The following is a 15,184-nucleotide window of genomic DNA, read 5'->3' on the forward strand; positions in this document are numbered from 1 at the left end:
AATGGCCTCGACTGAAAAATTATTAAAATTTCCTGTTAATTCCATATTAAAAAAACATGTGCAAAGATAGGGTTAAACATTAATTTACAACCCTTTTTAACATTAAAATAAAAAACAAAAAAAGAGGCTAGATAAATCTAACCTCTCTCAAAAAAAATAAAAAAAACAAAGCTAATGAATTAACTAAATATCGATGCAATGCACCATAAGTTAAAGTGAGACGATCTTTCTAATCTTAATTTTTTTCAATCTTAAATTACTTTAAAAGCGCATATTGGAATGTTGGGTGACCTCTTTCTAAATCAGCTTTTGCACCACCTGTAAATCTCAATTTATAAACATTTCCTGCTGGATCTTTAATTACAAAAAAACGGTCTGTTCTTAAAACAAATTGAGAAACTGGAATTCCGTCAGCACCAGTAACACTAGTACCTCTCCAGTTTGACCCAATATTTCTCTGATCTGCAGTAAATTTAGTATTGTCAACATTTGCTAAAGTAAACGCATCATACGTAAATGCAGAAGTAAGAACCTGATAAGCTTTTGCATTACCATTCAAGTTGCTATTAACAAAATCTGGGTAAAAATATGGAGTTGGAGTCGCTCCGGGAATAATGTTTGTAAACGTTGTAAAGTTAATATCCCACTGATTTTTTTGTGGCTCAACGTTCACTACTTTTTTATCAATTAAGCTTAAAAACGTAAAATTATAAGCACTGTTTTTAGAAATTACTATTTCTTCGTGAGTAGTAGCTGCAATATCAGCATATTGAACTTTGTAATCACTTCCACTTCTTAAAACTCTAATTTTTTTCCATCCTCTCGCATCTCCTCCAACAGCTCCTTCTTTTCCTAAAACTGGCGCAGTTGCTGCAGGCTTATTACCTAAGTAAAGTAAATATACTTTATTATCAGCATCAGTAGCAGAAACAGCAGCAATAGTTGTTTTTGTAATGTCTCCAGTTGGATCATCAATTTGAGAAGCGATTCCAGTTCCTTGAGAAATAATCATAGTCTCATCAGCAACCTGAACTTCGTCAATATTAATAGTTGTTAATTGTTTAGCTGCCATTTTTACAGAACTATTCAATACTACTCTAAAATCAGTACCAGAATAAAATCCTAAATCCCAAGAATTTCTAATAGCTGTTGTCATTTTTCCACTGCTTAAATCAACATATACTTGGTTTGGCTGTAATGGCCCTCCAACTTCAGCTGCTAAAGCAGTACCCAAAGAAGCTGCTTCATTAAAATTTAATTGAATTGTTTTGTTTCCTGAAATTTGAGCTCCTAAAGAAGTTCCTGAAATAGTAAAAACTACATTTTTAACCTCAGTTCCAGTTGCGTTTTTAATTTTATTAAAAGTAAACTCAACTGAAGTTGCTCCCTGTGCAAACGGCACAACTACTTTTTTTGAAGCTCCTGCAGGAGATGTAGTATAATCTGTATTATAAGCTACTGCAGTTTCAGTAATATCAAGAGTAATTGTTCCTGCAACAGGAGCTGCTTTAGAGAATTTTATTTGAACCGGGGTAGCGTCATTTGTCAAATTGTATGATGCTTCAGCAAATGCAACAGCAACATCTGAGTGCTGGTCGTCGTCACTATTACAAGCTGTAAAAGCTAGTAAGACGAAAGAAAGAATTAAAGCGAAGTTCTTTTTCATGGTATTTAAGGTATTTATATATTAATTAAAATTTAGGTTATATGTAAGTTTAAGAAAATAAGAGCGTCCATAGCCAAGCATCATGGCAGAGACTCCACCTCCATGTGCACCGCCAGTTGACCCGCCACCGCCTTGTGTAATTTGTACATCTGTAACATTAAACAAGTTGCGAGCTCCTACAGTTACTTCAAATTGATTATTAAAAAAGTTTTTTCGAACCGAAGCATCCATCCAACTGTATGGTTTTATTTCGTTTAAATAAAATTCAGCATTGCCGTTTCCATCAGTTCCGGCTGCAAATTGCTGTTGCTGTCCATTATATTTATAATAAAGTGCAAATAGTGTATTCCATTTAGGAATATTATACGAAACACTAGAATTTAACTGTATCGAATACAAGTATTTATCATCTGAAGTAATATTCAATTCTGCCAAATCAAGTTTTTGTGAAATTCCAACTAAAGCCGCTCCAATTTTTAAATTCCAGTTTTTGTAAGCGAACTGTTCAGTTGTCGAAATATTCCACATTTTATATTTATTAATATTTATGTACTTGTATTTAGAGGGCGTAATTTGTGTCAATACCATATCGATTCTGTCATCAACGTCTAAAAAAGTTACCGCTACATTATTAGCAACCTGTGCACCAGACTTAAAATTGCAGAGTCTTTTAAAACTCACTTCGTATGAAGTACTATTTTCCGGAACTAAATTCGCATTTCCCTGTACGTTATGATTAGAGTCAACGAAATAAGTATATAACTCATCAAAATTTGGTGTACGATAAGATTTTCCAAGTGAAGCTCTAGCTTCTAATCCTTTTTTGAAAAGATAACGTACACCTAAAGAACTAGCATATTGATCTTTAAAAGCAGTTTGAATTGAATAACGAAGTCCTGGGCGAATTGAAAATTTATCTGATAAGCTAATTTCGGCAACTGTAAAAATGTCATAATTTTCTAATCTCTTCCTAACGTCTACAGATTGCAGTACATTATCTAAGAAGGTTCCCGCAGCACCACTGTAAAAACCATTTTCATTTGTAATTTCATATCCCAATTGAAAATCAACTTTCTTATTGTTAAAAAAATTACTCAATGTTCCTGTCGAATATAAAACTTCCTTTGATTGGTAGGTAAATCTGTTATTATTTGACTCTTCCTTCGTTTCTAACTGATAATCAAACAACTCAGCATCTCTTTCCTGTTTTTGATGTGACATTGAAACATTATAATTTAATTTAGAAAAAAGTTTTCCGTTTGCATTCAAATGGTGATAAAAACGATTTGTTAGATAACGTTTATCTCTTGAGAAATAGGTTTCCGGAAAAGGATAATTATCCTGAGGAATTGCTATTGGACTATAATAATCCACATTTTCTCCATAATAATCAAATTTGTAAAAGATCTTAAAATTAGTTTTTTGATATCCTAACGTGGCATTTCCAACCCATTGTTCTTTTGGAAGCCAGCTGTATCCTCTTAAACCGTCATTTACGCTATAGTCTTTTCCTTGCTTATCATCATAAAAACCTTCAAAATTATTATGATTGCCGCCAACATTAATAAACCAATTATCATTAAAATTATGCCCAACTTTTGCAGACTGAATATGTCGTCCCTTATCACTAAGCGAATATTCATTACCCACTGTTTCTTCCTGAACAGTCGCACTAATATCCCATTTATGAGGTCCGCCTTTTTTAGTAATAATATTTAAGATACCGCTAACAGCATTTGCTCCATGAGTAACTCCCATCGAACCTTCAATAATCTCAATGCGTTCAACGTCATCAAGATTAACCTGAGTTAAATCTACATTCGTTCCCATTCCAGTGTCACTTACTAATGGTATGTTATCTACTAATATTTTAAAATATTGCGAATCTAGGCCGAACATAGAAACTGTCGAACGACCGTCACTTCCACTATTTTGAACAGTAATATTTAGATATTGATTAAGAACATCTGAAAGATTATTTGCTGCTAATTGTTTAATATCTTCTTTTGAAATAACGCGAACGTTAAATACCGATTTCTTAATCGATTGTGGTTCTAATTGTCCTGTAACAACTACTTCCGAAAGCTTTTCTTTTGATGCTATACTATCTTGCTGTGCAAAAGAACTTTGGCAAAAAAGAACGGCTATAAAAAGAGTAATTTTAATTTTCATTATTTTTATTGAGTCTGAATAAGACTGCAAATATATAACTATTTTTATTTGTTCTAAATAAAATTTATATATTTGCAAAAAAATTTAAAAACAAAACAATAAGTTATGATTACAAAAAGCCTCTTCTTTTCGGCCGTAACGGCTTTGACTTGTACTCTTGGTTTTAGCCAGGATAAAAAACAACAAGACATCAAATCGATCAAATCAATGTGTGGTTGTTATGAAGTGAAATTTAATTTTACTGAAACTTTTCAATATTCAAAAGATACTCTTACTTACAAGCCATCAGAGACTAAACACGAGTCTGCTTTGGAATGGGTTGAATTACTGGAAGACACACCAAATAAAATCGTAATGCAGCACTTGTTGATTGTGAGTGACGATATGATCATTAAACACTGGAGACAAGATTGGCTTTTTGAAAACACAGACTTATATTCATTCAATAAAGGAACATCCTGGAAATACCAAAAATTAGATAAGAAAGCGGTAAAAGGACAATGGACTCAAAAAGTATATCAGGTAGATGATAGTCCGAGATATGAAGGATCATCGACATGGGTACATGTTGACGGAAAAGATTACTGGGCTAATGTTGCTGATGCTCCTCTACCAAGAAGAGAGCAAACAAAACGTAATGACTATAACGTTTTGAAAAGAAGAAATATTCATGAAATCACTTCTACTGGATGGAATCATGAGCAAGACAATGACAAACTGGTTAGAGATGACAGTGGAAAAGATGTATTGTTAGCACAAGAAAAAGGATTTGATGTTTATACTAAAGTTCCGGATAGTAAATGTGCTGCTGCCCAAAAATGGTGGAAGGAAAATAATGCACTTTGGAAAAATGTTCGAGACAAATGGCAAACGCTGTTTGACAGACACCAAGACTTAAACTTAGAAGCTAAAGTGGATCGAAAAGCATTGTATTCGCTTTTGTTTGATCTAAAACCAGACGCTTCAAAAGCGGAAACAGACAAAATTATCGACAAGTTCGTAAAATAAAAATGGTTTGTGTTAGTTGTAAAAAAGCCGATAGTTTTTAATGCTATCGGCTTTTTTTATTCTATATCTTTTAGTTTACAAAACAATTATTTTGATTCTGCGCACTCAGAATAAGTAACAACATGTTTTGTAAAATCTGTCCATTTTGGTTCAGGATTTTCTGCGATTACTTTATCACAGCTTTTCCATAATGGTACAAATTCTTTTTTGTAATCTTTTTTCTTAAGTAAAAATGCCGGTTCATTCTTTTTTGCTACATAGAAAGATTTAATATCCCCGCCTACAAATTTAACTCCTCCAACTCCCAATGAAGTTGTTTTTTTTGCATAAGGATCACAATAAATTCTAAATTCTTTACTAAATGATGGATTAAGTAACTGCATTAACAATTTACTATTTTTCTTTTTAATCTTTACATCGGCAGTTTCAAAATAGGCATAACCATCATTTAAATAAGTTTGGTTTAATTTTTCATCATTCCATTTTTTGAAATCAGAAGCAAAATTTAATTTTTTACCCAAATTATCAAGTCCACTTGGCGGCAAATACATGAATTTAATATCTTCCGGTTTCAATTTATGTTTTTTCCCCGCTCCGTCTTGTAGTTTTATAAATTCTATTAACCCTTCATCTCGGTCAATATCTTTAATTGTTCCATTGATTTCTGTACCGTCTGCCAAAGTGATGTAGGCTGTTTCACTGTGAGAAAAACCATAAGAAGGTGCAACTAATTCCTGTGCATTCATTGTATTTAGCGCAAATAAAAATGCTAATACTAAAAAAGGTTTTTTAATCATTATTTTTCATGTTTTTGGTTTTGCTTACTCTTACGATTTTCAGCTTCCTCGATTATTTAAAGCATAAAAGATCTGGGGATCTCCTTTGTTTAATGGCTTATCATGGTATTTTTATAAATCATTTTCTTACTGTAAACATAAGTATAAAATTCACATCTGCAAATCTAAAACCAATATTTTTAGAAGAAAATTCAGCTTAACAAATCCTTAACCAATTCATTATAATTTATTTCTTTTACTCTTTTATAAATGCGTTAATGTGTTAACTGCAACTGATAATAGGATATAAAAAAAGAGCCGACAATTAAATTATCGGCTCTTTACTTTTATGTTCAAACGTTTACATTCTCTCCGGAACTTCTATTCCTAATAATGTTAAAGCAGATTTTATAACTTCGGCAACTTTTTGCGAAAGCTGTACTCTGAAAATCTTTTTAGTTAAATCTACTTCTCCTAAAATATGCACCGATTGATAGAATGAATTGTATTCTTTTACCAAATCATAAGTATAATTTGCAATCAAAGCCGGACTATGATTTTGTGCTGCATTTTGAATTACTTCAGGAAAAAGTTCGATTTGTTTTACCAATTCTTTTTCTTTTTCGTGAAGCTCTTCTGTATTTGTTTTTGCTGAAAAATCAAAATCAGCTTTACGGATAATCGATCGAATTCTCGCGTATGTGTATTGAATAAACGGACCTGTATTTCCAGCAAAATCTACCGATTCTTCCGGATTAAATAAAATACGTTTTTTAGGATCTACTTTTAAAATGTAGTATTTCAAGGCGCCAAGACCAATTGTCTTGTACAACTTTGCTTTTTCCTCTGCAGAATAACTTTCTAATTTTCCTAAATCTTCAGAAATTTGTTTTGCTGTATCGGTCATATCCTGCATCAAATCATCAGCATCTACAACAGTTCCTTCACGGCTTTTCATTTTTCCTGATGGCAAATCAACCATTCCGTATGATAAATGATATAAGCTTGAAGCCCAGTCAAAACCTAATTTTTTCAGAATTAAGAATAAAACTTTAAAGTGATAATCCTGCTCGTTTCCAACCGTATAAACCATACCACCAACATCTGGCATATCTTTTACACGTTGAATGGCAGTTCCAATATCTTGTGTCATATAAACCGCAGTTCCGTCAGAACGTAATACGATTTTACGATCCAAACCTTCATCTGTCAAATCTATCCAAACTGAACCGTCAGGATCTTTTTCAAAAACACCTTTATCAAGACCAACTTGAACGACATCTTTTCCTAATAAATAGGTATTGCTTTCGTAATAGTAACGATCAAAATTAACTCCAAGATTATTGTACGTTGTAGCAAAACCATCATAAACCCATTGGTTCATCATTTTCCAAAGCTCTATTACTTTTTCATCACCAGCCTCCCATTTTTTAAGCATATCTTGTGCTTCAACAATAATAGGCGCTTGTTTTTTTGCTTCTTCTTCCGTTTTTCCGGTTTCAATCAATTGGCTGATTTCTGCTTTGTAAGCTTTATCAAACTCCACATAATATTTACCAACTAATTTATCACCTTTTAAATTTGAACTTTCAGGAGTTTCTCCATTTCCAAATTTTTCCCAGGCCAACATAGATTTACAAATATGGATTCCACGATCGTTGATGATTTGCGTTTTGTATACTTTTTTACCAGAAGCTTTAATAATTTCTGCCACAGAATATCCTAACAAATTATTACGAACGTGACCTAAGTGTAAAGGTTTATTTGTATTTGGTGAAGAATACTCCACCATTATAGCTTTATCCTCAGGGTTTGGCGTTACATAGCCAAACTTTGTATTGTCTTTTATTTCATTAAAGAAATTCAAATAATAACTGTCTGCAATTACAATGTTCAGGAAACCTGAAACCACATTAAAGCGGGCAACCTCAGAAACATTTTCAACTAAATAATTTCCAATTTTACTTCCAAGTTCTACTGGATTGCTTTTAATCACTTTCAGCAATGGAAAAATTACCATTGTAATATCGCCTTCAAACTCTTTTCGTGTTGTTTGAAATTCGATTTTATCAACAGTAACATCAAATAATGACTGAATGGCGCTTTGTATAGAAGGTGTAAGAATTTGTGATAATGACATGTAAACTTATTTTAAAGTGAGCAAAGATACTGCTTATTCATCAATTACAGAAAATGAAAAACATATAAAATTGAACAAAACACTTAGAATTTCTTAAAAATCACTTTAAATAGAATGTTAAAATTATCAAAAAATTAAAATGCTAATCTCCTACAAAACAGAACTAATAAAACAAAAAAGATATTTTATTCATTTTATTCTGTAACATATCGATGATAAAAGAGTCTTAATAGGAACTTTGAATTCGTTTGAAGCCAAAAAAATCTAACAAAAACAAAATAAACAATCATCATCAATCAAATCAAAATAATCAACTAGTACTATTATGAAATTAAAACTCTTTCTGTTCGCATTACTGGGAGTAATCGCAACAGCTCAGGCACAGAACACAGGAACAGTGTCTGGAAAAATCTCTGAAAAATCGAATAACGCGCCTATTTCTTACGCTACTGTTTCTATTAAAGACAACGGAAAAGTAGTTTCAGGAGTAAACACAGATGACAACGGGGACTTTACAATTAAAAATTTAGCTTTAAAAAGTTATACAATCGAGATTCAATATATTGGGTTTCGAAAATACATCGGTTCAGTAATTTTAAGCGACAATAAAAAAACTGTAACCGTGAATGTTTCTCTTGAAGAAGAAGCTACTCAGCTTAAAGGTGTAAATATCGTAGCTGAGCGTTCAACAATGGAACAAAAAATTGACCGAAAAGTAATTACTGTAGGTAAAGATTTGACAACAGCCGGAGCTTCTGCATCTGATATTATGAGTAACATTCCATCAGTAAACGTAGATCAGGACGGAAAACTTTCACTTCGTGGAAACGATAATGTACGTGTATTAATTGACGGAAGACCATCAAATATTGATCCTGCTCAATTGTTAAAACAAATTCCATCAACTTCTATCAAAAAAATTGAGTTGATTACAAACCCAAGCGCCAAATACAATCCGGAAGGAATGTCGGGAATCATCAACATTATTTTACACAAAAATGCTAACACTGGTTTCAACGGAAGCTATAGCGGTGGTATCACTTTTGGAAAAACAGCAAAATACAATCAATCTTTAGATTTGAATTATAAAACCGGAAAAGTAAATTTCTTTGGAAACGCAGGACAAAATTTTGGTACTTATCAAAATGAAGGTCATATTGTGCGACTAGACCAACCGGTAGATCAAAAATTAGACATTTCAAATGATAATGATAATTACCTGTATAAAATTGGTATGGATTATTTAATCAATGACAACAATACTTTGTCATTTTATACCAACCAAAATAAATCTACCGGAACCGGAATTGTACTAACAGATATTAATTACAATAACGGTGATCCAAACATTTTAAACATCTACCAAGATTCTAAATACCACGGTCCAAGTACAACCGGAACTTACAATTTAGCTTACAAACATATCTTTAAAAAGGAAGGACATACTTTAGATTTTGAAGGGAACTACAGTGATACTAAAGAGATTCAAAATTCAAATTTTGATACTCAAACAACTAAACCTGACAATACATCAAGTGACATTGTGTATAATGATTTTATTAATGATGAAAGAAAACTTAGTACTTTAAACATTGATTATGTAAATCCGTTAAATGACAAAACAACACTTGAAGCTGGCGCTGAAGCCAGAATAACAAGAACAAATAACGATTATAATACTGAAAATCCTTTAGTGGCTCCTGAAGACAGGATTTCTAATTATACGTATGACACTGATATTTATTCTGCCTATGTAACTTTTGGTCAGAAATTCAAAAAATTCAGCTATCAGGTAGGAACTCGTTTTGAGAGTTATAAAGTTGTTGCTAATTTAAATCATGGCCAGGACAAATTTAATGATGATTATATTACTTTATATCCATCGGCTTATTTAACATATAACCTGAATGAGAAAAATGTACTACAATTAAGCTACAGTCGTCGTGTTGACCGTCCGAGTTTAGAGCAGACAAAACCAATTCGTGAATTCTCTACTCCGTTAGTAACATCTTACGGAAATCCTGAATTAAGACCTCAGTTTACAAATTCTGTTGAAGTAAATTACACTAAAACACTTGAAAAAGGAAGTGTCACTGCAGGAGTTTTTGTAAGAAGCATCAATGATCAAATCAGCAGAACTTTAAGTCCGGATCCGAATGATCCTTCAGGATACAAACAAATTCTAAGTTTCACAAATTTTGATCACAACAGTGCTTATGGTTTTGATGTTTCATTAAATTATAAACTTACAAAATGGTGGGATATTCAGCCGTCTATCGATTTTTCGAGCATTAAGCAAGAAGGTGTAGTTTTTGAATTTGATCCTGTAACAAGTACAAGCTCACCACTTCAAAGAAGTGTTACAACAGCTGCATTTAATGCGCGTATGAACTCAAACTTCAAACCAACAAAACGTTTAAGCTTTTTATTATTCGGTTTTTTCAGAGGTCCAGTTGATGAAATTCAACAAAAAAGAAATGAAATGTACAAAATAGACATTGGTTCACGCTATACATTGTTAGACAACAAGATGAACATAAGTGTACGTTTTAATGACGTTTTCAATACCATGAAATATTCTTTTGACGGTATTTATCCTTATCCGCAAACAGGACAGTTTTCATGGGAAAGCCAAACCGTATATGTAGGTTTAACCTATAACTTTGGTGGCGGAAAAATCAAAAACTTACAACGTAAACAAAGAGAAAATAACACTAATCAAGGTGGTGGTGGAATGTTTTAATCCCGCTTTTATTAGTAGATTTTAATAGTTCTTGTAGAAAAGAAAAGCCTGGAGTATGCCAACTCCAGGCTTTTCTATTTTATAAAAAGTTTCGCAATTCTTTTATTTCTTCAGGATTTGCAGTTTCCGAGTTGTCTGTTATGGCCGATGAATGATAAAAAGTAGGTTCCAATTTGTCCTGCAATAATTTAATATTAGACGATCTTAAACCTCCACCGGGCATGATCTCAATTTTATCTTTGGCCCATTTTTGAATTTTTTCCAAATCAAATATCCCTTCTTCAACATTTATTCCCTGGCCTGAAGTCAAAATAGATGCAAAACCACATTCAATTACATCTTTGAGCGATTTTTTGACATCTTTTACAACGTCAAAGGCACGATGAAAGGTACACGGAAGCGGATGAGCCATATTAACCAATTCTTTATTGCGTCTCTTATTTACATTTCCGTTCTCCTTTAAAATACCAAAAACAAAACCATCTACTCCTAGTTTTTTAAACTGTTTAATATCTTGTTTCATTTCGACAAACTCATCATCTGTGTAAACAAAATTCCCACCGCGAGGCCTGATAATAACGTGCATTTTTATAGATAACTTTTCGCGCACTCTAACCGCTAAAATTGGATTTGGCGTTGTTCCGCCAAGTTTCATATTATCACATAATTCGATTCGGTCCGCACCAGCTTCCTGAGCGATTATGGCAGATTCGTAATTGAAACATGCTATTTCGAGTTGATTTTTTTTCATTTTTGATTCAATTATATTTTCTCAAAGTTTGTCATTGCGAGGAACGAAGCAACCTCACTACTTTTTGTAGACTTAGCAACAAGATTGCTTCGTTCCTTGCAATGACATAGACTAAATAAGACAACACTAAATTATAAAAAAACCCGCTCTTAACAGAGCAGGTTTTAAATATAATGCAAGATGAATTAATTTACCATTTAATAATAGCACTCGCCCAAGTGAAACCACTTCCGAAAGCAGCTAAAACAACTGTATCGCCAGATTTGATTTTCCCTTGTTCCCAAGCTTCTGTTAGAGCGATCGGAATAGACGCTGCGGTTGTGTTTCCGTATTTCTGGATATTATTATGAACCTGATCATCCGTTAATTTGAATTTATTCTGAATGAATTGTGAGATTCTCAAATTCGCCTGATGCGGAATCAACATATCAATATCCGAAACCTGTAAACCGTTTGCTTCTAAACCTTCGTTGATTACCTCTGCAAAACGAACCACTGCATTTTTAAATACAAATTGTCCATTCATATACGGATAATAACTTTCATCATTTGGATCATTATCAGCAATAATATCAGTTACCCAACGTGCTCCCATTCCTGGTGCCTGCAAAGCTAATTCCTCAGCGTGTTGCCCTTCTGAATGTAAATGCGTTGATAAAATACCTTTTGATAAATCTTCTTCACGACTTAAAACTGCCGCTCCTGCCCCATCTCCAAAAATTACCGATACTCCGCGTCCGCGTGTTGTCATGTCTAATCCGGTTGAATGCACTTCAGAACCAATTACCAAAATGTTTTTATACATTCCGGTTTTAATGTATTGATCTGCAACAGAAATGGCATAAACAAAACCAGAACATTGGTTTCTTACATCTAATGCTCCAACTGTTCTTAATCCTAAATCGCGTTGTACTAAAACTCCGGGACCTGGAAAATAGTAATCAGGACTTAATGTAGCAAAAACTACAAAATCAATATCTTCTTTGGCTACGCCAGAACGTTCTATCGCAATTTTAGCTGCTTTTACTCCCATTGAAGTTGTGGTATCCTCTCCACGAATGATGTGTCTGCGCTCCTGAATTCCGGTACGTTCCTGAATCCATTCGTCATTAGTATCAATTAATTTAGACAAATCATCGTTGGTCACAACATTTGAAGGAACATAATATCCTAAGCCCGCTATTTTTGAATGATACATATTCTTTTATTGTTTGTTAAAAAATTGGATTGCAAATTTACGTATACTTTAAAACATAAGCGCCCAAATTACTATTTTTTTCGTTATTAGCAATTTAATATAGTTTAATTATATATTAGATAATCTCCTTTTATTGATAAAAAAAACAGTTTTTACCATAAAAACCTCAAAACTATTAAAAGACACCAAAATTAGTGTAACATTATTTAAGTACTTTAGTCAAACATCCTGAATACCATTTTAAACCACTAAAATTCAAATTATGAAATTAAAGGTTACACTATTATTATTCTTAAATGTTGGCTTTTTTGCTTTTGCGCAAGAAAATTTAACCTACCAAAAACCATCGAAATCTATTTTAGATTTAGCTGATTACGAAAGGGCTCCTAGCGTATCAATGGATACTAAAAAAGAATACATGCTGTTCATGTATAGGAGCACATACAAAACACTGGACGATTTAAATCAGGAAGAGCTTCGTTTGGGAGGTTTGAGAATTAATCCTATAACTAATATTTCAAGTACAGTTACGTATTTAAATAATTTAAAAGTTCGAAAAGTTAGTGGCAAAGAAGAAGTACAGGTTGCTGGCTTACCAGCCAATCCTAAAATAAGCAATATTCTCTGGTCTCCAAATGATAAAAAAATCGCATTCTCACACACGACGGCTTCTGGTGTTGAACTATGGGTTTTAGATGTTGCAGCGGCTCAAGCCACAAAACTTACAGAAGCAACTGTAAACGCTAATTTAGGAAATCCGTTTAACTGGTTTTTAGACAATGAAACGATTTTGGTAAAAATGCTTCCGAAAGACAGAAAACCATTATTAGATTCTAAAAAAGATTTACCAACCGGACCGATTATCTCAAACACATCCGGAACAAAATCTCAGAACAGAACTTATCCTGATATGCTGAAAAATCAGAATGATGAAATCAACTTTGAGAACATCACTACATCTGAATTATACAAAGTAAATTTAAGCGGAACTGCCACTTTATTTAAAGATGCAGCCATGTATTTTGGCGAAAAGATTTCTCCAGACGGAAATTTTATTATGCTAACTACGATTCAAAAACCATTTTCATATGTGGTTCCTTTATACAGATTCCCTTCTAAAACTATTGTTTATGATGCGAGAGGAAAAGAAATTAAAACGGTAAACGAAGTTCCGCTTAACGAAGTTATCCCTAAAGGTTTCATGGCCGTTAGAAAGGGAAAAAGAGATATGGCATGGAGAACGGATAAACCAGCGACTTTATATTATGCTGTAGCTTTAGACGAAGGAGATCCAGCTAATAAAGTTGATTTTAGAGACGAAGTTTTTCTGTGGGACGCTCCTTTTACAAGCGATGCCACTTCACTGGTAAAAACACCTCAGCGTTTCAGCGATATTATTTGGGGGAATGACAATATTGCAATGGTTTCTGACGAATGGTATGACACGCGTAACACTAAAACGTATGTTATAAATCCGTCAAATCCTGCACAACTGCCAAAAGTAATTACGGACAGAAATTCTCAGGATGTTTATTCAGATCCGGGTGTTTTTGAAACTAAGAAAAACGAATACAACAAATATGTTTTAGCGATCGAGAATGACAATGCTTACCGTATTGGAGATGGTTATACAAAAGAAGGCCAATTTCCTTTTATTGATCAGTTCAATTTAAAAACATATCAGTCAAAACGCATTTATACTTCTCCATATAAAGACAAAAAAGAAGATTTATTAGAAATTGAAGATTTCAAATCAGGTAAAGTTTTAGTTCAGATTCAATCGAAGAATGAATATCCGAATTATTATTTCAGAAACATCAAAAAACAAAACAGTCTGACGCCTATAACTACTTTCAAAAATCCGTTTGAAAGTATTAAAAATGTCAGCAAAGAAGTAATCAAATACAAACGTAAAGACGGAGTTGAATTATCCGGAACTTTATATTTGCCTGCAGGTTATGACAAAGTAAAAAAAGAAAAATTACCGTTATTGATCTGGGCTTATCCGGCAGAATACAAAGACAAAAACAGTGCAGGACAATCGACTCAAAATTCAAATGAATTTACTTTCCCTTATTATGGATCGTTTGTTTATTGGGTAACAAAAGGATATGTAGTTTTAGACGATGCCGCTTTCCCTATTATTGGAGAAGGAACAACAGAACCAAATGACAATTTCATTTCTCAATTGGTAGATAACGCAGCCGCTGCAATTGACGCAGTAGATGCTTTAGGATATATTAATCGCAAAAAAGTAGCAGTTGGAGGACATTCCTACGGTGCTTTTATGACGGCAAATTTATTGACACATTCTAATCTTTTCGCATGTGGAATTGCCAGAAGCGGCGCATACAACAGAACACTGACTCCATTTGGATTCCAGACAGAGCAACGCAACTATTGGGAAGTTCCGGAAGTTTACAATACAATGTCTCCCTTTATGAATGCGGACAAAATGAAAACACCACTATTACTAATTCACGGTGAAGCTGATAATAATCCCGGAACTTTTACTTTGCAGACAGAACGTTATTTTCAGGCTTTAAAAGGTTTAGGAGCAAATGCAAGAATGGTTATTTTACCAAAAGAAGCACACAGTTATGTTGCCAAAGAAAACATTCTACACTTACTTTGGGAACAAGATCAGTTTCTGGAGAAGTATTTAAAAAACTAGACAACCTACTAGCGTAGTTATAAAAAACCCGACAGATTTAAAAAAACTGTCGGGTT

General features: G+C 33.2%; 9 protein-coding genes. 3 read left to right on the forward strand and 6 right to left on the reverse strand.

Annotated elements, in window-relative coordinates:
- Positions 1-256: 256 nt before the first annotated feature.
- Together BUA98_RS17455 and BUA98_RS17460 are read right to left on the reverse strand one after the other, a co-directional pair.
- The gene (locus BUA98_RS17455; protein ID WP_086065431.1) at positions 257-1,666 is read right to left on the reverse strand and encodes an HmuY family protein; all 1,410 of its coding nucleotides are present in this window, start codon (positions 1,664-1,666) and stop codon (positions 257-259) included.
- A gap of 21 nt (positions 1,667-1,687) precedes the next feature.
- Complete coding sequence (locus tag BUA98_RS17460) at positions 1,688-3,838, reverse strand: TonB-dependent receptor plug domain-containing protein (protein ID WP_072974642.1); 2,151 nt, start codon at positions 3,836-3,838, stop codon at positions 1,688-1,690.
- A 105-nt stretch (positions 3,839-3,943) separates the two neighbouring features.
- Here BUA98_RS17460 and BUA98_RS17465 point away from each other — a divergent pair, with 105 nt between their 5' ends.
- Positions 3,944-4,846, forward strand: a complete 903-nt coding sequence (locus BUA98_RS17465) for a DUF6607 family protein (RefSeq protein WP_072974644.1) — start codon at positions 3,944-3,946, stop codon at positions 4,844-4,846.
- A gap of 86 nt (positions 4,847-4,932) precedes the next feature.
- Here BUA98_RS17465 and BUA98_RS17470 read toward each other — a convergent pair whose 3' ends face one another.
- Together BUA98_RS17470 and argS are read right to left on the reverse strand one after the other, a co-directional pair.
- On the reverse strand, positions 4,933-5,643 hold the full coding sequence (locus BUA98_RS17470) for a hypothetical protein (RefSeq protein ID WP_072974645.1): 711 nt from the start codon (positions 5,641-5,643) through the stop codon (positions 4,933-4,935).
- Positions 5,644-5,983: 340 nt separating this feature from the next.
- On the reverse strand, positions 5,984-7,762 hold the full coding sequence (gene argS / locus BUA98_RS17475; protein ID WP_072974647.1) for an arginine--tRNA ligase: 1,779 nt from the start codon (positions 7,760-7,762) through the stop codon (positions 5,984-5,986).
- A 325-nt stretch (positions 7,763-8,087) separates the two neighbouring features.
- On the opposite strand from argS, the gene BUA98_RS17480 reads away from it, so the two are divergent.
- A complete protein-coding gene (locus tag BUA98_RS17480; protein ID WP_072974648.1) occupies positions 8,088-10,505 on the forward strand; it encodes a TonB-dependent receptor in 2,418 nt (805 codons plus the stop codon).
- 79 nt (positions 10,506-10,584) lie between these two features.
- Here BUA98_RS17480 and BUA98_RS17485 read toward each other — a convergent pair whose 3' ends face one another.
- Together BUA98_RS17485 and BUA98_RS17490 are read right to left on the reverse strand one after the other, a co-directional pair.
- On the reverse strand, positions 10,585-11,256 hold the full coding sequence (locus BUA98_RS17485) for a copper homeostasis protein CutC (RefSeq protein WP_072974650.1): 672 nt from the start codon (positions 11,254-11,256) through the stop codon (positions 10,585-10,587).
- Between the two features lie 190 nt (positions 11,257-11,446).
- Positions 11,447-12,454 carry a 3-oxoacyl-ACP synthase III family protein gene (locus BUA98_RS17490; RefSeq protein ID WP_056195595.1) on the reverse strand — a complete coding sequence of 336 codons (1,008 nt, stop codon included), beginning with the start codon at positions 12,452-12,454 and terminating at the stop codon, positions 11,447-11,449.
- A 262-nt stretch (positions 12,455-12,716) separates the two neighbouring features.
- On the opposite strand from BUA98_RS17490, the gene BUA98_RS17495 reads away from it, so the two are divergent.
- On the forward strand, positions 12,717-15,128 hold the full coding sequence (locus BUA98_RS17495; RefSeq protein ID WP_072974651.1) for a S9 family peptidase: 2,412 nt from the start codon (positions 12,717-12,719) through the stop codon (positions 15,126-15,128).
- Positions 15,129-15,184 lie beyond the last annotated feature (56 nt).

Source organism: Flavobacterium saccharophilum (assembly GCF_900142735.1).
In the GTDB taxonomy this organism is placed as follows: Bacteria; Bacteroidota; Bacteroidia; order Flavobacteriales; family Flavobacteriaceae; genus Flavobacterium; species Flavobacterium saccharophilum.